The sequence below is a fragment of the Bartonella quintana genome (genome assembly GCF_009936175.1).
Classification (GTDB): Bacteria; Pseudomonadota; Alphaproteobacteria; order Rhizobiales; family Rhizobiaceae; genus Bartonella; species Bartonella quintana.
This window is the reverse complement of sequence record NZ_AP019773.1, coordinates 961,051-979,671: the sequence shown is the minus strand read 5'-3', so window position 1 is coordinate 979,671 and position 18,621 is coordinate 961,051. Positions and strand designations below refer to the sequence as shown.

15 protein-coding genes are annotated in these 18,621 nt (G+C 38.6%); 7 read left to right on the top strand and 8 right to left on the bottom strand.

From position 1 onward, the window contains the following. The first annotated feature begins 104 nt into the window (after positions 1-104). The 3 genes from fabF (at position 105) to gmk (ending at position 3,314) form a co-directional block, all read left to right on the top strand. Positions 105-1,367: a beta-ketoacyl-ACP synthase II gene (gene fabF / locus MF1_RS03995; protein WP_161510516.1), complete on the top strand. Its 1,263-nt coding sequence runs from the start codon at positions 105-107 to the stop codon at positions 1,365-1,367. 102 nt (positions 1,368-1,469) lie between these two features. After that, a complete protein-coding gene (gene mltG, locus MF1_RS03990) occupies positions 1,470-2,579 on the top strand; it encodes an endolytic transglycosylase MltG (protein ID WP_161510515.1) in 1,110 nt (369 codons plus the stop codon). Between the two features lie 69 nt (positions 2,580-2,648). Next, positions 2,649-3,314 (top strand): guanylate kinase, encoded by a 666-nt coding sequence (gmk, locus tag MF1_RS03985; RefSeq protein ID WP_161510514.1) that lies wholly within the window; start codon positions 2,649-2,651, stop codon positions 3,312-3,314. Between the two features lie 48 nt (positions 3,315-3,362). Here gmk and rsmA read toward each other — a convergent pair whose 3' ends face one another. The 6 genes from rsmA to lptF form a co-directional block, all read right to left on the bottom strand. Continuing rightward, positions 3,363-4,193, bottom strand: a complete 831-nt coding sequence (rsmA, locus tag MF1_RS03980; RefSeq protein WP_014923949.1) for a 16S rRNA (adenine(1518)-N(6)/adenine(1519)-N(6))-dimethyltransferase RsmA — start codon at positions 4,191-4,193, stop codon at positions 3,363-3,365. Further along, positions 4,184-5,197, bottom strand: a complete 1,014-nt coding sequence (gene pdxA, locus MF1_RS03975) for a 4-hydroxythreonine-4-phosphate dehydrogenase PdxA (RefSeq protein WP_161510513.1) — start codon at positions 5,195-5,197, stop codon at positions 4,184-4,186. The genes rsmA and pdxA overlap by 10 nt, the downstream gene beginning before the upstream one ends. Then, positions 5,197-6,153, bottom strand: coding sequence for a SurA N-terminal domain-containing protein (locus tag MF1_RS03970; protein ID WP_014923951.1), 957 nt, complete (start codon positions 6,151-6,153; stop codon positions 5,197-5,199). The genes pdxA and MF1_RS03970 overlap by 1 nt, the downstream gene beginning before the upstream one ends. 103 nt (positions 6,154-6,256) lie before the next feature. Then, positions 6,257-8,629, bottom strand: coding sequence for an LPS-assembly protein LptD (locus tag MF1_RS03965; RefSeq protein ID WP_161510512.1), 2,373 nt, complete (start codon positions 8,627-8,629; stop codon positions 6,257-6,259). Then, positions 8,630-9,724 (bottom strand): LPS export ABC transporter permease LptG, encoded by a 1,095-nt coding sequence (gene lptG, locus MF1_RS03960; protein WP_011179249.1) that lies wholly within the window; start codon positions 9,722-9,724, stop codon positions 8,630-8,632. It abuts the gene before it with no gap. Then, positions 9,721-10,911 (bottom strand): LPS export ABC transporter permease LptF, encoded by a 1,191-nt coding sequence (gene lptF, locus MF1_RS03955; protein ID WP_161510511.1) that lies wholly within the window; start codon positions 10,909-10,911, stop codon positions 9,721-9,723. Before lptF ends, lptG begins: the two co-directional genes overlap by 4 nt. Positions 10,912-11,320: 409 nt before the next feature. On the opposite strand from lptF, the gene MF1_RS03950 reads away from it, so the two are divergent. After that, positions 11,321-11,767: a DNA polymerase III subunit chi gene (locus tag MF1_RS03950; RefSeq protein ID WP_161510510.1), complete on the top strand. Its 447-nt coding sequence runs from the start codon at positions 11,321-11,323 to the stop codon at positions 11,765-11,767. 190 nt (positions 11,768-11,957) lie between these two features. Then, positions 11,958-12,221 carry a hypothetical protein gene (locus tag MF1_RS03945; RefSeq protein WP_014923955.1) on the top strand — a complete coding sequence of 88 codons (264 nt, stop codon included), beginning with the start codon at positions 11,958-11,960 and terminating at the stop codon, positions 12,219-12,221. Here MF1_RS03945 and MF1_RS03940 read toward each other — a convergent pair. Further along, a complete protein-coding gene (locus MF1_RS03940; protein ID WP_014923956.1) occupies positions 12,218-13,507 on the bottom strand; it encodes an MFS transporter in 1,290 nt (429 codons plus the stop codon). The two genes, MF1_RS03945 and MF1_RS03940, sit on opposite strands and share 4 nt — an antisense overlap. Positions 13,508-14,476: 969 nt before the next feature. Between MF1_RS03940 and bafA the strand changes: the two genes are divergently transcribed. Then, a complete protein-coding gene (gene bafA, locus MF1_RS03935) occupies positions 14,477-17,089 on the top strand; it encodes a BafA family autotransporter (protein ID WP_161510509.1) in 2,613 nt (870 codons plus the stop codon). A gap of 371 nt (positions 17,090-17,460) precedes the next feature. Then, positions 17,461-17,883, top strand: a complete 423-nt coding sequence (ndk, locus tag MF1_RS03930; protein ID WP_161510508.1) for a nucleoside-diphosphate kinase — start codon at positions 17,461-17,463, stop codon at positions 17,881-17,883. A 113-nt stretch (positions 17,884-17,996) separates the two neighbouring features. Here the strand turns inward: ndk and pgsA are convergent, their stop codons facing one another. Continuing rightward, entirely contained in the window at positions 17,997-18,578 is a 582-nt protein-coding gene (gene pgsA, locus MF1_RS03925) for a CDP-diacylglycerol--glycerol-3-phosphate 3-phosphatidyltransferase (RefSeq protein WP_011179256.1), read from the bottom strand. Positions 18,579-18,621 lie beyond the last annotated feature (43 nt).

Genomic DNA, 18,621 nt, shown 5'->3' with positions numbered 1-18,621 from the left:
AAAAGGCAAAGGCGTAAAATTAAAAATGCTTTTGCCTGTATTCTTTGAGGACTATTTTGAGAAAAGAGCTTTGAGGAGTGAATCTCAATTCAAGGTTAAGAGTTATGAGACGTGTTGTTGTTACTGGTTTAGGATTGGTTTCTCCATTAGCTGCTAATGTCGAATATAGTTGGAAACGCCTTCTTGAAAGGGAAAGTGGTGTTCGGCGCATTACTGAATTCGATGTATCGGATTTACCGTGCCAGATTGCTGCACGTATCCCCTTAGGGGATGGAACAAATGGTACATATAATGCTGATTTGCATATGGAACCCAAAGAGCAGCGTAAGGTTGATGCATTTATTGTTTATGCAATGGCTGCTGCTGACCAAGCACTTGCAGATGCTGAGTGGTTTCCTAAGAGTGATGAAGATCAGATTTCCACAGGTGTGTTAATTGGTTCGGGTATTGGTGGCATTGAAGGCATTGTTGAGGCAGGTTATACGCTTCGTGATAAAGGTCCACGGCGTGTTTCTCCTTTTTTTATTCCAGGGCGTTTGATTAATCTTGCTTCTGGCTATGTGTCTATTAAATATGGTTTGCGCGGCCCTAATCATTCGGTTGTAACGGCTTGTTCGACAGGTGCGCATGCCATTGGTGATGCAGCACGTTTGATTGTGCTCGGTGATGCAGATGTAATGCTAGCAGGTGGCACTGAATCTCCGATAAATCGAATATCTCTTGCTGGTTTTGCTGCTTGTAGAGCTCTTTCTACTTGTCGTAATGATGATCCTGAACGGGCGTCACGCCCTTATGACGTTGATCGTGATGGTTTTGTGATGGGTGAGGGAGCGGCGATAGTTGTTTTAGAAGAGCTTGAACATGCAAAAAGACGGGGTGCGCGTATTTATGCTGAGCTGATAGGTTATGGCTTATCGGGTGATGCTTACCACATTACAGCACCTTCAGAGAGTGGCGAAGGTGCGCAGCGTAGTATGATGGCTGCTCTCAAGCGTGCACAAGTGAATGTGAGTGAACTTGATTACATTAATGCCCACGGTACATCGACGATGGCTGATGTTATAGAGTTGGCAGCTGTTGAGCGTGTTTTGGGCCACTATGCAGCACAAGTGTCCATGTCATCAACAAAGTCATCTGTGGGGCATTTGCTTGGTGCCGCAGGTGCAGCTGAGGCTATTTTTTGTATTTTAGCCATACGAGATAGTATAGCTCCGGCGACACTCAATCTTGATAATCCATCGATTAAAACAAAAATCGATCTTGTCCCACACAAACCACGCGAACGAAAGATTGATACGATTCTTTCCAATTCCTTTGGGTTTGGTGGAACAAATGCATCTTTAGTGATGCGACGTTTCAGGGGATAATAAATATTTTCATCTATTTTCTGCTTCTAAGTTTTCTATTTATTATAGGGTTTGAATGAGAAATTAGAGTATTGTACCTAAAAGTTATCGAGGTTGATAATTATGTCCGATGTGAAAAATAGAAAACCATTAAAGGATGTAAATGACTCCTCTTTGGATTATTTAGCAGATAATAATGATATATTGGTACATAAAAAACGAAAGAAGTCATTTATCGTACGTAATCCGTTGGTCATTCTCGGTCATTTTTTTCTAATGCTGCTTGTGGTTGTTCTTTTGAGTATAAGTGTTCCTCTTTATATTGGAAAAAGTATTTTTGAAGGGAAGGGAACATTTGAGGAAGAGCAAATTATTCTTATTAATCCTGGGACAGGGATTCGTGAAATCGCTTCATTGCTTGAAAAAAATGGTCTCATTCGATCATCGGATGTTTTTGTCTATGCAGTTGGTTATCATCAAAAAACAACGCGTCTTAAGGCCGGTGAATATTTAATTCCAGCTTATGCTTCGATGCGAGATATTATGGATATCCTTGTGAAAGGCAAATCTATTGAATATACGTTCACGGTACCAGAAGGTTTGACGGTTCAACAAGTCTTTGATCGATTAGCTGCAAATGAAATTTTGATTGGGGATCTCCCAAAAGTTTTGCCTCCAGAAGGCAGTTTGATGACGGATACTGTTCATTTTATTCGGGGCACAACGCGCAAAGAAATTATAAAAAGGCTGCGTGAGGGACAGACAAAATTAATTAATACTATATGGGCTATGCGCTCACCTGATTTACCAATCAAATCCATTGATGAATTTGTTATATTGGCATCGATTGTTGAGAAAGAAACAAGAATTGCAGCAGAGAGACCAAAAGTTGCTGCGGTGTTTTATAACCGTCTTGCAAAACATATGCGTTTGCAATCTGATCCAACGGTAATTTATGGTCTCTTCGGTGGAAAAGGAATGCCTTCTGGACGCCCAATTTACCGTTCAGATCTTGAGAAGGAAACACCATATAATACTTATAAAATTGATGGTTTGCCGCCAACAGCTATTGCAAATCCAAGTCGTGATTCTTTGAAAGCGGTAGCGCATTCACCAAGCAGTGATCTGCTCTATTTTGTAGCTGATGGTTCGGGAGGGCATGTTTTTTCTAGGACTTTGGAGGAACATAATATGAATGTTCGTAAGTGGCGTGCATTAAAGCAAACACGTTAATTTTTTAGAATATAGAAAGTATTATTAAAGTTTTGAAGCAAATTTTAAGAAAAGTAGAGTATTAGTGCGATGACATTCTTTGAAAGTGAATTGAGTGCTAAAAAAAGAGATCAGCGTCGTGGTTTTTTATTTATTCTCTCTTCACCTTCAGGAGCTGGTAAATCAACCCTTTCACGGTTACTTCTGAAGGATGCAAAATTAGAGCGCTCCGTGAGTGTGACGACACGGCAAAGACGTCCTAGTGAGGTGGATGGTTTTCATTATCATTTTGTTTCAAAGCAAGAGTTTGAATGCAAGCGTGATGGTGATGAATTTATTGAATGGGCAGAAGTTCATGGAAATTATTACGGAACTTTACGTAAAAGCGTTGAAAACGCTTTAAGTGCTGGTCGAGATATTTTATTTGATATTGATTATCAAGGCACCGAGCAGCTTCAAAAAAAGATGCCAGGGAATACCGTATCTATTTTTATTCTTCCACCATCAATGAAAGAACTCATTTTGCGTTTACATCGTCGGGCGGAAGATAGCCAGGATGTCATCAATTTACGATTGAAGAATGCACAAACGGAAATGCGGCATTGGCGTTTTTATGATTATGTTGTCATTAATAAGGATTTAAATCAGTCTGCATCACTTATTAAATCAATTTATTTAGCTGAAACAGCGAGACGCAAGCGATGTTCCTTTCTTGAATCTTTTGTTGATCGGCTGATTGATGAAAAGATTAATTAATGTCCTTCTATTTTTTTTAAAGGAGCAATGAGAAAAGAGTTGCGCTTTTTAGATTACCAAATTAGCTAAAGTCACAAATTCCGAAATTGAGAGCGTTTCAGCTCGGCGTGTTCCATCAATTCCAGCTTTTGCTAAAAGCATTTCACCTCCAAGTGTTTTGAGATTTTGACGAAGCATTTTTCGTCTTTGTCCAAAAGCGGTTTTTGTTACAAAGCTTAATTTTTGTGCGGAACAGGCGAGAGGTTGTATTCGTGGAATGATATGGACAACCGAAGAAGTTATTTTGGGTGCTGGTATAAAGGCTTGAGGAGGCACATCAAAAGCAATTTTTGCAGTGGTACGCCATCCGGTTAAGACACTAAGACGTCCATAGTAGGCAGATTGAGGTTTTGCAGTAATACGTTTGGCGACTTCACGTTGAAACATCAATGTCATTGATTCATAAAAAGGAGGCCATGGTTCAACCAAAAGCCAATTTAATAAGAGTTGTGTCCCAATGTTATAGGGAAGATTTGCGATAATACGTGGTTTTTCTGGATATGTTTCAAAAAGGTTTGAGAAGTTTTGCTTCAGTGCATCATTACAAATAAGTTTTAGTTTTTTTGGATAGTGTTTTTCTATCGCTAAGAGAGCTGGTATACAGCGCTCATCACGCTCTATTGCTATTACCAGAGCGCCCTTTGCAAGCAAGGCACGTGTGAGACCTCCGGGACCAGGACCAACTTCAATAACAGGTTTTCCTTCTATATTTCCTGCTTGATGAGCAATTTTAGATGTTAAATTAAGATCAAAAAGGAAATTTTGGCCCAAGGATTTATGAGCTTGCAATCCATATATATCAATTACCTCACGAAGAGGAGGTAGATTATCTATTGGCATGGTATAAAACTATTTTCTGCCAGTTGATTTGCAAGTTTAAGAGCAGCAATAAAACTTTCGGGAGAGGCTATCCCTTTATCAGCAATATCAAAGGCAGTTCCGTGATCTGGAGAAGTACGAATAAAAGGGAGTCCTAAAGTGATATTGACAGTGGTATTAAAGTCCAATGTCTTAACAGGGATAAGGGCTTGATCATGATACATGCACAGAGCAACATCATACGTTTTTCTTGCACCTTCGTGAAACATTGTATCAGCAGGCAGCGGGCCTACAATATTGAGTCCTTTATTTTTAAGATATTCAATAGCGGGAGTGATAATTTCAATATCTTCTTTTCCCATTGTGCCTTCTTCTCCAGCATGAGGATTAAGGCCAGCAACAGCTAGACGGGGTGAAGTTATTTTAAATCGCGTTCTTAAGTCGTTTTCAGTAATAAGTGCTGTTTGAATGATTAAATGGCGAGTGAGATGTGAAGGAACTTTATTGAATGGAATATGAACAGTAATAGGCACCGTCTTCAATTGAGGTCCGGATAACATCATAACCGGATGATAGCATTTATCAGAGGTTTGATAGGCTAAATGGGACAGAAATTCTGTATGTCCTGGAAATTCAAACCCGGCATCATAAAGGCTTTTTTTTGCAATAGGGCAAGTGACGAGTGCACATGCATAACCACTTTGAATCAACTGAACCCCACGTTTGATCGCCTCAATTATTCCAGCAGTATTGTTGCGTGAAGGCAACCCTGGTCGATCACTTTGCCGGTTTTTTAACGGTATTACAGGAAGAACTGCTTGGAAATTTTTTACAGGATTATCTGTTAAAACAGATTCCACTTCAACATCGATCTGTAACAAATGAGCACGCGCACGAATAACATCTGGATCAGCGATAAGAACAAAAGATGGAATTTGACGTGTAACACGCAAATTCCAAGCCTTTATAGCTATTTCAGGACCAATTCCGGCAGGATCACCACCACTAACAACAAGTGTAGCCATTATGAATTTGTAATATGTGCTGCTTGGCGCAGTTCTTTTAAATATTTTTCGCTTAAGATTTCAAGTTTTTCCGGGCTTTTTTCTTTATTATCTTGAAGCGAAAATATAAGTCGAGCGACGTAATCATCAGAAACTCTTTTTATTTTGCAGACAGCAAGTGCTTCAATTCCATCAGTTGTTTCTCGTAACTGGGTCATTTTTCCGGCAGGCGTTGCACGGACAGCTTGTTCCCACTCCCTTGGAAGTTGGGGTTCCAGAAACTTTCCTAGGTGACGGATAGTAACATCTAAAATACCTCTTGCTTGTTTTTGGGCATTAGCACATCCTTGGAAATGTGCGCGGAAACTTTTCGCTTCTCTCTGGCGTCTTTCAAGGATTTCTGAACGGCGATGTTCCGGAATAACGAAAATAATTTGCTGTAGGGTATATTCGTTTGTTGAAGGTTTTACACCACCATTTTTTAATATTCTGCGTACAGCTTCTTGTTCGCTAACCATACCAATTTCAGCTTGATAACGTGCATTAACAAGACGTCCCCACCCTATTTGTCCACGAATATAATCCTTAAAGTGTTGCACGGTAATATCATTTTGCATCAGAATCTGGTTAAGTTGATCAACGGTCATATTATTTTGCATTGCAAAGTTCTCAAAAGCGCTCTCAACTTCATTATCGCTCACCTCAATATTACGACGTTTTATTTCGATATTTTTTACGATTTCATTAATAAGCTCATTTTTAGCTTGCGCAGCAAGATTGCCTTGCTTTTGTTGTAATTTGAGAAAAGCAGTGCGCCTTTGGATATCGTAATTTGTAATAGGATTACCATTGACTGTAACAACAATGACAGTTTGTGCGAAGACCGGAGAAATTAAAAATCCACTTACCAGTAGGTTGCTTACGCTCAACGGTGCAATACAAAATAAAGCAAGAATACGCTTTTTAAATTTGTTCATATAAGTAGGCCTTCGCATTGTTTATCAATTCTCATCAATTGCTTAAAATATACGTTTTTTTCATAAAAACAATGATAAGTTACATCACATATACATTCTCTTTTTATAATTCTGATTTTATCTTTTTTTCAATATCTACAATTGTACGCAATGAAAGAGAAAAATTAAAGTTTTGCAAAGGTGTTTTTTCTCCTGGATTAGTTACTTGCTGATAACCGAATGTTAGCCCAAAACATTCATTTGCATAACTCAAGCTGATTCCTCGCTTTACAAATGTACTGGATACTAAATCGTAACCGGCATGGCTGTTAATAGACCAATAATTAGCAAGTTTAAGGCCAGTTTGAAAAGAAATTTCTTGGCGCTCTTGTGGATATTCATGATCTGGTTGGCTTGCGATATAGGCATATTGTACACCCACCCAAAAATTTTGCCATTTCTGTGATGCTTCAATTTCACTATGGCGGATTTTTCCTGTTTTCTTATCAAAACGTTCACGGGTTTCTAGAGAAAAACCGCTTTTATGGTTTGCGCCGAACATTGCAACATAGTCTGAACGTGTTGCTTCGAGGCTAGAATTAATACCTACATTAACAAAGTCTTTTTCTGCAAAAGAATTTTTCCCTGCAAGATGAAAAGATTGCCCAAAAAGACCATAAAGAGACCAATCATGGTTAAAATTTCCAGAATATCTTAAACCTATATTGGCTCTTGTTCCACCTTCTATGCGGTCATAACCAGAGAATTTATCACGTTGAAAGAGAGTGGTTGCGTCAAATACGAAGCTTTGCGCATCTTCATTAGGGACTTGTCCGATATATTGTTCATCATTGCGTATAAAAATTTGTGCGGTTGGTTCTATAATATGTGTAGAACTGTCAAGTGTAATAAGGAAGGGATAGCGTAATTCTAAACCAGCAGTTGCCATGCCACGAAGTGCTGGGCTACGGATAGTTGATAAGAAGTCATTTGTTATATGAGAAGCAGGGTTTTTGTGTGTATTTGTTGTCATGATATCAGCGCGTAAAGAGAGAATAGGGGTTAATATGAGTCCATCGGATGTTTTGAAGCGCTTTTTCCACTCTAGTTCATTTGTTAAACGAAAACTATTTCCTGCAATACCAGAAAGCCTAGCAGCGTTAAGCGGATGTCTGTTCCAGTCGGTCGAGTTGAAGTCAGGATGACGACGATAAATTGATTGCATACTGCTATGAAAAGTGAGCAGTCCAGTATAAACTGATTCATCTGGTGTGAAAGAATAATCGATGCGGGGAAGGACCCACGCTTGCTGAGAGTGGCGTTCATGATCGGGGTCATTTAATATCAAATCTTGAATTTTGAAATGGTAAAAACGCATATCAAAATAGTTTTTCCCTGCAAGACCATTCAAATAAAGCTGAGAAATTTGTGTAGGGTTGCTATAGTTTTCAAGTTTATAGGCACGACTAAAATGTCGATCGGACTGTGCGAGAATATCCCATCCATAAATCCAGCGTGAATTGATACGAAAATCCCCTTTTGTTGCGAGCATATAACGGTTTTTATGCTGTGCATCAATTGTATCATTGTCAAAGTTCTGTGGTTTAATTTGGTATATATGAGCGAAGCGAATGTTGTAATTGCCAGTTTTAAAACGTTGACGCCATTCACCTTCAGTTAAAAGCCCTTGTTGGGTATAGACAGTAGAAGAAAGTGTGAAATCGTAATGAGGGGCGAGATTCCAAAAGTAAGAATTTTTTATGCCCATGCCGAGATAATCAGCATAAAAAAATTGAGGCGCAAGGAGACCGCTAGCACGCTTCACAGTTGGATCATGGAGCTCAAAAGTTGGAAACTGTGCAATCGGTACACCAAAAATTTCAAAACGGCTATTTTCAAATCGAATTTTTTTGATGGTACTATTCCATATGATCTTTCTCGCTCTAATCTTCCACGGAACTTCTCTATCCGGTTTATAAGAGCAAGGTTGACAGGCTGTGTAGGTGGCATTCTCGAAGACGATTATGTGGCTGTTACTGCGTATAGCGCTTGTCGCCGCAAAATGGACATTTGTGGCTGTATCAATGCGTAAGGCATTTATGAAGCCTTCGCCAAAATCTTTGGTCATATCAATCTGATTGGAATAAAATTTGTTACCGTCTTTTTGAACAATTTCAACATTTCCTTGTGCTACGATACGTCCTGTTTTTTGATTATAAGTGACTTTTTGGGCTATAACTTTATTGCCATCATATTCGATTTGGACATTGCCTTGTGCAGAGACAGTATTTTCATCACGATTGTAGATGAGTTCATCCGCAGAGAGCAAGAGAGGAAGTACGGGATTTTGGCTACGATTTTGAGTAAAGGAAGTAAAACTTTGCGCAAGTGCATAACAAGATAAAGGTGCGCCTAAGATAATAAAGCCAATAACACTTTTAAAAGTGAGTGTACTTAATTTTGTTGAAATGATTCTTTTATTTGTTAATAGTTTCACCTATCCATCCTCTTTATGAAGTAAAAAAGAGATCCCCAAAAATAATGCAATAATAACTGGTGTCCAAGCTGCAATAATTGGTGGCATGTATCCCGCATTACCAAAAGCTTGAACCAGTACGGAAATGACATAAAGCGTAAACCCAGCGATTACGCCGCCAAAAATCAATGTTCCAGATTGTCCAAAGCGCGTAAAGTTTAAAGATACAGTTGCTGCAATGAGAGTCATTGCAATAAGCAATGCTGGCAATGCAATCAAAGATTGTAAATACATATCAAAGTTATTAGCAGAATAGCCGAATGAGCGTGCAATCATAATTTTTTTTGGCAATTGGTAAAATGGGATAGTCGCGGGATTCGCTAAACGTTCAGTTAAAAATTCGGGCTTTAGATTGGTTTTTATCTGAAATTCAGTAAATTTTTCAGGAGGATGTCCTATTTTATAAATTGTTCCATTTGTTAACAGCCAAACGCCGTTCGTCAATGTTGCTTTTCTGGTATTAATCCAATTTTTGACTGTTGCATTATCGTTATATTGTACAAAGGTTGCATCGATAAGAGAAAGTCCTTGATCAGTGATAGATTTAGCACCAATGGTTGTTCTGTCTGAATTTGTACGTTGTGTTAACCATGGGATGATACGTGTGTTATGAAAAGATGTGAGTACATTATTACTGCGCCACTCAGTTGTCATTTTTTCTGCTTGAGAAAATCCCCATGCGGCAAGTGGGTTAACGAGAAGAATTGAAAACAGTCCAAAAAGAAAAGCTCCAAAACAAGCAGGCATGAGAAACTGCCACGCAGAAACACCAATTGAACGAGTCACAACAAGCTCACATTTTCGATTGAGTGAGATCAACATTGCCATTGCAGAAAAGAGTGCAATAAAGGGGATGAGTTGTTGCATGATAAAAGGGATGCGTAAAACAGAAATGAGAAATGCGTCTTTTGCTGTATAAGAGGGAAGATAGGATAATCGACTAGAGTTTTCTGTAAAGTCGATTAAAAAAGCGAGAACAAAAATACTCCCAAAAAAATAACAGGTCATTTTGAGATAACGTACAAAGAAATATCGTCCAAGCGTCCATCCAATCATGATGTCTTATCCGAAGGATATTGAGATTTTCGATGTTGAAATTTGCTTATTACTTTTTGAAAAACCGTTTGAACAACTTCGTTAAGTTTTGTAGGGATGCCAATTTTATGATTTGTTAAGAGCATGAAAAAAACAAGCATACTCACCCCCATTGGTGTAATATAAAGGAGAGGGACGTATGCAAGATCACTCTTTGCTTTTTCGGCGAAAAAATGTCCTATCCAATAAACGAGCAAACAAAAGGCAATCGCAGAAAAATTTGCAAAGTTACGTGTTTTTCGATATGAGCGGGCATCTCTTGCTGCTGCTAATGCAATTAATGAAAAAACAATTGAATAGAGCCATTCTGTAAGTCTGCGGTGAAATTCAGCTCTATATTGGAGTGGTCTGCGCTGATAGTAGGGATCCTTCGGATCAGGATTTAGCAAATAAGAAAGAGGTCTATCTTTTGGATAAATAGTGGGTGTTTTATCGTTGGGGATGAATTCACTTAGGCTAAAGGTATAAAAGCTGAATTGAACAATAGAAACACTGTCGTTTTGATGATTGATCCTTTCTATTTCACCATTATTGAGAACTAAAAAATTGCCGCTTTTATTGCTGACAATTGATGCTTTTGTTGCATAATAAAAAAAATCGATCTTAGGATCGCGCTGATCGGCAATGAAAAGACGCCCAAGGGTTCCATCTGGATTCCGTTCACCAATTTCTATATAAAGGTTATTGGCGAGTTTTTGGAAGCTACCTTCATTAATGAAAAGATTAATAAGATCAGAATGAGCATTTGCTAGCATTTGTCGCATATGAAAACGTGCTTGAGGAGCAACAAAATTGGCTATAAGAAAAGATGCACATGATGCAATAAGAGCGAGAAGAAGAATTGGTTTCCAAACAGTACTTTTGGGAAAACCAGCTGCACTGATGATAGCGAGTTCTGAATCTTGATTCATTGCCGAGAGGGTGCTTGTAATTGCAATCACTAATGCAAATGGAATGACAAGAAAAATAACAGAAGGAACCAGTGAGAGTGAAAATTGTAAGACTGTTAGGAGCGTTTGCCTACTTGTTGTAAGAAAGTTTATCCGTGCGAGAATTTGCACTGTCCAACTGATAGAAATTGCTGCAATCATGACAGCACCGAACAGAATTAAAATGCGTTTCAGGATGTATAACTCAATAATACGCATAAATTGGCTAACATCCTCAATCTTTAATTAAAAAGCAGATATTCTACACTACCTAGGTTAAAAAAATATAACCAAAATTTGAAATTACCTCTCTATATATTACACATTTTTGCCAAATAAATAGTATAGAATGACTCATTAAATTCAATTCATTTTTCCATGCATTATATATATTCATTTTCAACTGTAGTCTACAGAGAAGCTCAAGGACAAATTAATAAACTTTTTAATTTAAAGAATGACAACTTGTCTTTTTTTCTGTCTTTAATCCACATGAAAAAAAAGATAAAAGATACAATCAGGAAAGAGGAATCATTACATCTTAAACCATTTCCTTTCGTGCTGAAAACAGAGAAGTTTCTCCAAAAAGGTGTTGTCTTCTTTATAAAGAGTGGTGAGAGCTAAGAGGGTGGATATTTTTTTCTATCATTTGATGCAGTCAACGCTGGAAGATATTTTGCCAACGCTTGTGGAGCGTGCACTAGCGGCTTTTGGTAGAGTAACGATACAATGTGTGAATAAAGAACGACGCGATGCTATAGATATGCATTTATGGGTTTATGCTGATGAAGCATTTATTGGACATGGAACTGAGTGTGATCAATATCCAAATTTTCAGCCTGTATTTCTTACTACAGGGCAAGAAAATCCTAATGATTCGAAGATACGCTTTCTCATAGAGGGAGCGATTTGTTCAGATATTGATGCGTATCAACGACTTGTAGTTATATTTGATGATAACAGTGATGAGCAATTGAATCTTGTTCGTGCACAATGGAAAAAATATAAAATGGAAAATCATAATTTGATTTATTGGCAGCAAACTGAAGACCACGGTTGGAAAAAGCAGGTTTGATACGTATAATATCTGTCATTTTAATTTTTTTATAGGACTTATAGGAATAATCAATCCGGCAATTTTTATTGCGGAAGGATTGGTAGGGGCCAGTGGGTTTTTATTATGATTTTTCTTCTGGGGACAATCAGGATGTGGTCTATAATCGCTAATTGTTGTCTTACTCGCAAAATATTCGAACGAGGTAATGATGGTCGTTGATCGGATTTTGTTGATTTTATGGGCTGTAATGTTAGCTTTTTTTTGCGTTTCATGGTTGGGTACAACGCATATCCTATCACGAATGGTTCCTACCTCTTATATTGACAATATCGTGGATATTTTGTTCTTTTTTTTGAGTGCACTGTTTGCTGGAATATTGTGGTTGAGTGTACCTCAACCAATGTCTTTGAAAATGAAACTGGCAGCATTTATGCCACCAGCATTCATTTTATTTTGCTTCTTTATGTCCTAGTTGGATATTTCGTCGTCCGTAAATCCAACGAAACAGATTAGTGAAATAAAAGAGGAAAGAAGTAAATAATAGCCGATATAAGAAGTATCAAAATGTTGCACCAGATATTCTGCAATATAAGGTGCAAGAGATGCACCTACGATACCAGACAAGTTAAAAGTTATAGAAGAACCAGTGTATCGAATTGCTGTTGGATATGGTGAAGCCAAAACAGCACCAAGAGGACTATAGACTATTCCCATGATCGATAAGCCAATGATAGACATTGCAAGGACCCCTAAGACTCCAGAGTTTAGGAAATAAGGAATTGCGAAAGAATAGATACCAGTAATTATGGTCACAAGAATCATCAAAGTTCTACGCCTAATACGATCAGCGAGTCTTCCAGTGATGACAGTAAAAACTCCACAGAAAATAGCACCGATGATTTCTACTTGAAGAGCCTGATAAAATGGCAATTGCAAGTGGTTTGTTGAATAGCTTAACAAATATGCGGTGACCAGATAAAATAAAACAAATGCTGCTATACCAGAAAATGTTCCAAGAAATAAGATTCGTGGACATTTTAAAAAAACCTCTATTATAGGGACGTGGACACGTTCTTTACGCTCAAGAGTTTTTTTGAACTCAGCAGTTTCATTGATTGAAAGGCGAACCCATAATCCCACAAGCATGAAAACGACTGATGCAATAAAAGGAATGCGCCATCCCCATGCTAAAAGTTCATCATGATCAAGGAAATTCAACAGACCTAAATAAACGGCAATAGATAAAAACAAACCGATTGGAACGCCTAATTGAGGAAACATCGCATACCACCCGCGTTTTTCCGGGGGAGCATTTTCTGTTGCAAGCAGAACGGCTCCTCCCCATTCGCCTCCTAATCCCATTCCTTGTCCAATACGGCACAATGTTAAGAGGAAGGGTGCCCACCATCCAGCTGTTTCATAGGTAGGAAGAAAACCAATAATGGCTGTTGATAGGCCCATTGTGAGAAGAGCAGCGATAAGGGTTGCTTTTCGTCCAATTTTATCTCCAAAATGTCCAAAAACAATTGACCCAAGGGGGCGTGCAAAAAAAGCTGCTCCAAAGATCAGGAAAGATTGCAAGATGGCTAGTTGGTCATTTTGTGTTGGAAAAAACAAATAAGGGAATATGAGAGCTGCGGCAGTTGCAAAGACATAAAAATCAAAGAACTCAATTGTTGGGCCAATAAGGCTTGCAAATAAAATTCGACGAGGAGAATTGCTTTTGTTTATACTTTGCGTTTTTGAGTTTATAGACATGAATAAAATGTCCCTTTCAGTATATGACAAACCAAATTATGAAACTAAAACCTTATAATTATAAAAATTTGGGGTCGGTGTCGAGTCGATATTATTATCATTCCAGTGCATGAGAACAATAAAATAAGCATGGATGATTGCACTATAGATGCATTTGAATACAATAAAGACGATGTTTAAAATGCCATAGAAGAGCGAAGTTTATTTCCATTGGCCATGCAATCTCTTTAATTTTGTATTGCTGTTTCCTTGAAAATACGACACGATTTTTATCTGTTTAGGGATCAGTCTTAGTTTGTAGACCAATCTTTAGTATCTTAAAAAAGTTTTATGAATGTAGTTGAACACTTTTAAAGTGTATAAAATACATAAACAACTAAAAATTGCGAAAAAATTTTAAAACACACAATGTGGTATTTAATCAGTCAGACTTAGTACATTCAATGTTTTGCGGCGAATGAGCTATCATCTTGAAAAACAATTAGATTGAGCAATTGTATCATGGTTTTTTGACTATGCAACTTTATTCTGAGTATGTGAAATTTTTTATTTGAAATCACGGAGTGTGGAGAATCCAATCCAAACTGGATTTAAGTTTTTGGGCATTAATAATGCCCAGTAGTTTTCTTTTAAATGTTGCAAATTCAGGGGTAGAAACTCCGTCTAGGGGAGAGACTACAAAAGGGCAATAGTAGGCGCGTGTATGTAGGTGAGCAGAAAAGAGAGAGGGATAAGAATTTCTAAGGGTGGTGAAATTGAGATTATCAAGAAGGTAAAACTTTAAAAGGTGCTCTTATTGGTGAATATGGATTGCAAAGTGTTGAGTCTGATAGACACACAAAGGATACTATAAAGTTTATGGTTATGCAAAAAATGCAACATAAATAAAACACATTATGATTTAATCTAAAATAAACTACTCAGTAGTCGCGGGATGTTTGTTTCATTATTGAGAATGGAGTATGGATCATGCGGCATAAATGCAAGTTAATTTTTTCGGTATTGATGATCAGTTATTGTTTTGTGCAAGTTACAAGCGCGAGTAAAAGTAGGAATGCAGAGCTAGAAAGACTGACAAGTACAATAAGTGGGGGAAAGGTACCAAAAGGTTCAGCGCTGATTACTGAATCTCTTATCAGCAATAATATTAAAATCAGCGATGGTGGCGTAGAGGTTATTGACAATGGTAAAACTTCTATAGGTGCAACTGTTGAAAAAGGCGGAAAACAAATAGTTACGCGTGGCGCAACTGCAATGGAGACTAAAATCCTTGGTGGTAAGCAGCTTGTTTTTGAAGATGAGAGTTTTGTAGATCTTGAAAATTTGAAGAAAAGAAGTAGTGCTGCTTATGATGCCACAGTTTCTGGTGGTGGTGGAGGAGTGGGGCAGCAGAATGTGTATGATGGTGCGATAGCTTGGAAGACGAAAGTTATGGGAGGAGGAGAACAAAATCTTTATATCGGACCCAGAAAAGAGGGGGGCATTGCAGAGGGTACTATAGTTTCAGGAAATGGTAGGCAGCACATTTTAGAAGAAGGGAGAGCCACTAATACTACCTTGAATGGTGAAGCTGTTCAAGTTGTATATCCTGGTGGGGTTGTGGATGGTCTAACGATTAATGGCCATGCGAGCGCGTGGCTACATGTTGGCGCAGAAGTAACCGGAGAAATAAAAGTCAATGATAAAGGATATCTTTATTTATATGCGGGTGATAGAACAGACCATACAACAAAAGAAAAGCTTTCTGTGACGGGGAGAAGTGATGAAATATTATTTTTGGTTGGTGAGCGAAATAACACAGATAAGTTTCAGATTAATATGGAGAGTTTAAGTGGAAACGGAGGGACTGTTAGCTTTTCTTCTGTTCCATATGATCCACGTCATATTTCACTTCGTGTTGAGAAGCTTTCAGGGAGTTTAAATTTTCATTTCAATATTAGTGCTATGGCTAGTAATAGCGATTACTTGTGGATAGACAGTGGTGCAGGTAACCATAAAATAAATGTTGCTGATTCTGGAGTTGAAATCACAGGTCACCGTTTACAAACAAATGGCATCATCGGGATCAATTTGATCACTGATAGAAGCGGAGGAGCTGACTTTACTCTGATAGACCGCTCCGGTAAGAAAATTGAAGCTTTTGATGGGGGAACTTATATGTATGGTTTGTATAAGAGGGAGAGGAGAGCCAATTTCAGTGGTGATTCTACAACTTGGTATTTGGGTAAAAAAGAGACAGCTGGTCGTTCAGGGGCTTCCTCTTTGCGCGTGGATAGGAAACCTAAGACTCGTGTTATTTTAGCTGCTTCATCTAATGATGCAAGTACGGGTAGCCAGTCTCATTGGGATTCCTCTTCTTCTCGGAGAACGGGTTCTAATCCTCAGATCGCTAATGGTGCCCAGAATCTCACGCAGACACCTAAGAAACGACTTCCTCGGCACTTGAGAGAGGCACAGCATCCCCCTGTTCCTCCCATTATCTCCTCTCCAGAAGATCCAGCTTTGGGTGCGATACGTCCAGCTGGTGACCCTCATCCTTCTGATGAGCAACAGAAGCCTATTGTTTCTGCAGAGGCTCAATCTTTAGCAGAGCAGATGATTATGCGTCCAAGTTATCAGGATCAATCTTCTCTACAATCGAGCCAGGAACTGTCATCTTCTGTTTTTTTAACCACCCCCTCTACAGATGCAGTGTTGTCAATGTCCGTGGCACCTGGGCTTGTTTTTCACAATGAGCTGCAAACGGTGCGTGTTGGGAGAGGAACGCTAGATAAAGTTAAGAAAAATACGGCTCTATGGACATATGCAATCAAGAGCAAGGAGAAGGTTGCTACAGGATATACAGATTTTAAGCTTGAGCAGATGGGCCTAGTATTAGGTATCAGTGGTCTAAGTGAGCTGATGGATGGGGAGTTTCATATTGGGGGTTTTGGCAGTTATGATCAAACACATGTCATGCATGCCCGAGGTGGTATGAGTGGCATAAATACTTATAGCATTGGAGCTTATGCAACTTATTTTGATCGGCGTGGATGGTATCTAGACGGTGTTTTGAAATACAATCATTATCAAAATCATCTGAAAGCTGTTTCAACGAACGGTTTAGCTATTGAAGGAAATTATAATCGGTGGGGGTTAGGTACGTCATTTGAAGTGGGTTATCGTTTTAAGCCCGCCCAGAGCAGTTGGATACAACCGTACGCGCAATTCACGTGGTTGCAAGTTGAAGGTAAAGAGATAAAGCTCTCGAATGAGATGACGAGTGATATGAACCCATTTACTTCATTACGCAGTGAGGTTGGTTTATCTGCGGGGTATGAAGTTTGTTCAGGAGGAGGTGCTTCTTCTATGGCTTATATTACGGCGGCGTGGGTACGTGAGAATAGAAATAGCAATCACACGACGATTAACAAATTGCATAGATTTACTACAGATTTGTCTGGGAATACTGGTAGATTGGGGATTGGTTTGAGCAGTTTCGTCAGTAAAAAATTAAAGCTTTATGCGGAAGCACATTATGGCAAAGGGCGCAAGACAAAGCAGTCACTTCAAGGTGTTTTAGGTGTACGTTATAGTTTCTAAGGATGTGTTTTTTCCTGATTGACCCTTAGTGTTGGGGTATTTACAAGCGAGATACGCAGTTTCACATTTCACAGGGCAGTATTTTTTTGAGGAAAGATGGCTTTTCAGAAAAACTATATACGTTGCTGCGTGTTGTGTTTTTCCTATGAAAATAGCAATTGGAGAGAGGAGTGCTTCGGGTTGTGCAAATAAATTTAGCTTTCTTATGATGAGATCAGATATCACTGGCATTTCTCTTTTTATTGAAATTCGCTCTATGATCAGGTGTCCAGTTTTGAAAATGGGTGTGGATTTTCTCATAGTCACTTGGCAAGATGCTTCTTGCTCGCTATAGAACAGCCATATAATATTGATAAAATAAAGGTGGTCAAATGGGTGTAGAACGTACTTTTTCAATGATTAAACCGGATGCAACGCGTCGTAATTTGACAGGAGAAATTACAAAAATGCTTGAAGATGCGGGTTTGCGTGTTGTTGCATCTAAACGTGTGTGGATGAACCGGCGTGAAGCTGAAAGGTTTTATGCTGTTCATAGAGAACGACCATTTTTTAGTGAATTGGTTGAGTTTATGTCTTCTGGTCCAACACTTGTACAGGTTTTAGAAGGAGAAAATGCAATAGCTAAAAATCGTGAAGTGATGGGTGCTACAAATCCTGCAGATGCACAGGAAGGAACAATTCGTAAAGTGCATGCTTTGTCGATTAGCGAAAATTCTGTCCATGGTTCAGATAGCGCTGAAACTGCAAAAACAGAAATCACTTTTTGGTTTTCTGAGATGGAAATTGTTGGTTAGGAAAGGCATATATGAAAAGCAAAAAAATTCCCAAACATACTGTTTAGGCTGTTTAGGGATTTTTCTTATGAAGTTATAGATTTCTTTGAAAGGGTGTATGGGTTTCACCATTTTTATGGAATTACATGTTTTAGACCTGCCCGAAAATAATCCCACCCTGTCCACAATGTGAGGAGAGCAGCAATCCACAGCATAGTGATGCCAAATTCCATTGTGTAAGGGACAACTTTACTACCAGCCGGTCCCGCTAAAAGAAAGATAATGGCTATCATTTGTACAAAAGTTTTCCATTTTGCAAGACGAGAAACAGGAACACTGACTTTCAGTTCAGCCAAATATTCACGTAATCCTGATACGAGAATTTCCCGACAAAGAATAATGATGGCTGCCCATAGTGTCCATCCCGCAATAGTACTGTCTGCGGCAAGCAATAGCAAACATGCAGATACGAGAAGTTTATCTGCAATTGGATCTAACATGCGACCAATATTGGATGTTTGTTCCCAAATACGGGCAAGGTAGCCATCAAGAAAGTCAGTAATGGATGCAACCACAAAAATGGAAACGGCAATCCAACGTGTGATATCACTTGATTGTAGCCGTCCTTCTAAAAAAAAACACGCAACAACCATTGGTACTGCAACAATTCGTGCATAAGTCAGAATATTTGGAAAAGAAAAAGTATGATTTTTCATAGAACCATTTTCAATTTTTTATGAAATTAGAACATATTTTATA

What these genes read in the sequence shown, in the direction of transcription:
- fabF (WP_161510516.1), top strand. Translation starts at nt 105, where the DNA reads ATGAGACGTGTTGTTGTTACTGGTTTAGGATTGGTTTCTCCATTAGCT.
- mltG (WP_161510515.1), top strand. Translation starts at nt 1,470, where the DNA reads ATGTCCGATGTGAAAAATAGAAAACCATTAAAGGATGTAAATGACTCC.
- gmk (WP_161510514.1), top strand. Translation starts at nt 2,649, where the DNA reads ATGACATTCTTTGAAAGTGAATTGAGTGCTAAAAAAAGAGATCAGCGT.
- rsmA (WP_014923949.1), bottom strand. Translation starts at nt 4,193, where the DNA reads ATGCCAATAGATAATCTACCTCCTCTTCGTGAGGTAATTGATATATAT.
- pdxA (WP_161510513.1), bottom strand. Translation starts at nt 5,197, where the DNA reads ATGGCTACACTTGTTGTTAGTGGTGGTGATCCTGCCGGAATTGGTCCT.
- MF1_RS03970 (WP_014923951.1), bottom strand. Translation starts at nt 6,153, where the DNA reads ATGAACAAATTTAAAAAGCGTATTCTTGCTTTATTTTGTATTGCACCG.
- lptG (WP_011179249.1), bottom strand. Translation starts at nt 9,724, where the DNA reads ATGATTGGATGGACGCTTGGACGATATTTCTTTGTACGTTATCTCAAA.
- lptF (WP_161510511.1), bottom strand. Translation starts at nt 10,911, where the DNA reads ATGCGTATTATTGAGTTATACATCCTGAAACGCATTTTAATTCTGTTC.
- MF1_RS03945 (WP_014923955.1), top strand. Translation starts at nt 11,958, where the DNA reads ATGGTCGTTGATCGGATTTTGTTGATTTTATGGGCTGTAATGTTAGCT.
- MF1_RS03940 (WP_014923956.1), bottom strand. Translation starts at nt 13,507, where the DNA reads ATGTCTATAAACTCAAAAACGCAAAGTATAAACAAAAGCAATTCTCCT.
- bafA (WP_161510509.1), top strand. Translation starts at nt 14,477, where the DNA reads ATGCGGCATAAATGCAAGTTAATTTTTTCGGTATTGATGATCAGTTAT.
- ndk (WP_161510508.1), top strand. Translation starts at nt 17,461, where the DNA reads ATGGGTGTAGAACGTACTTTTTCAATGATTAAACCGGATGCAACGCGT.
- pgsA (WP_011179256.1), bottom strand. Translation starts at nt 18,578, where the DNA reads ATGAAAAATCATACTTTTTCTTTTCCAAATATTCTGACTTATGCACGA.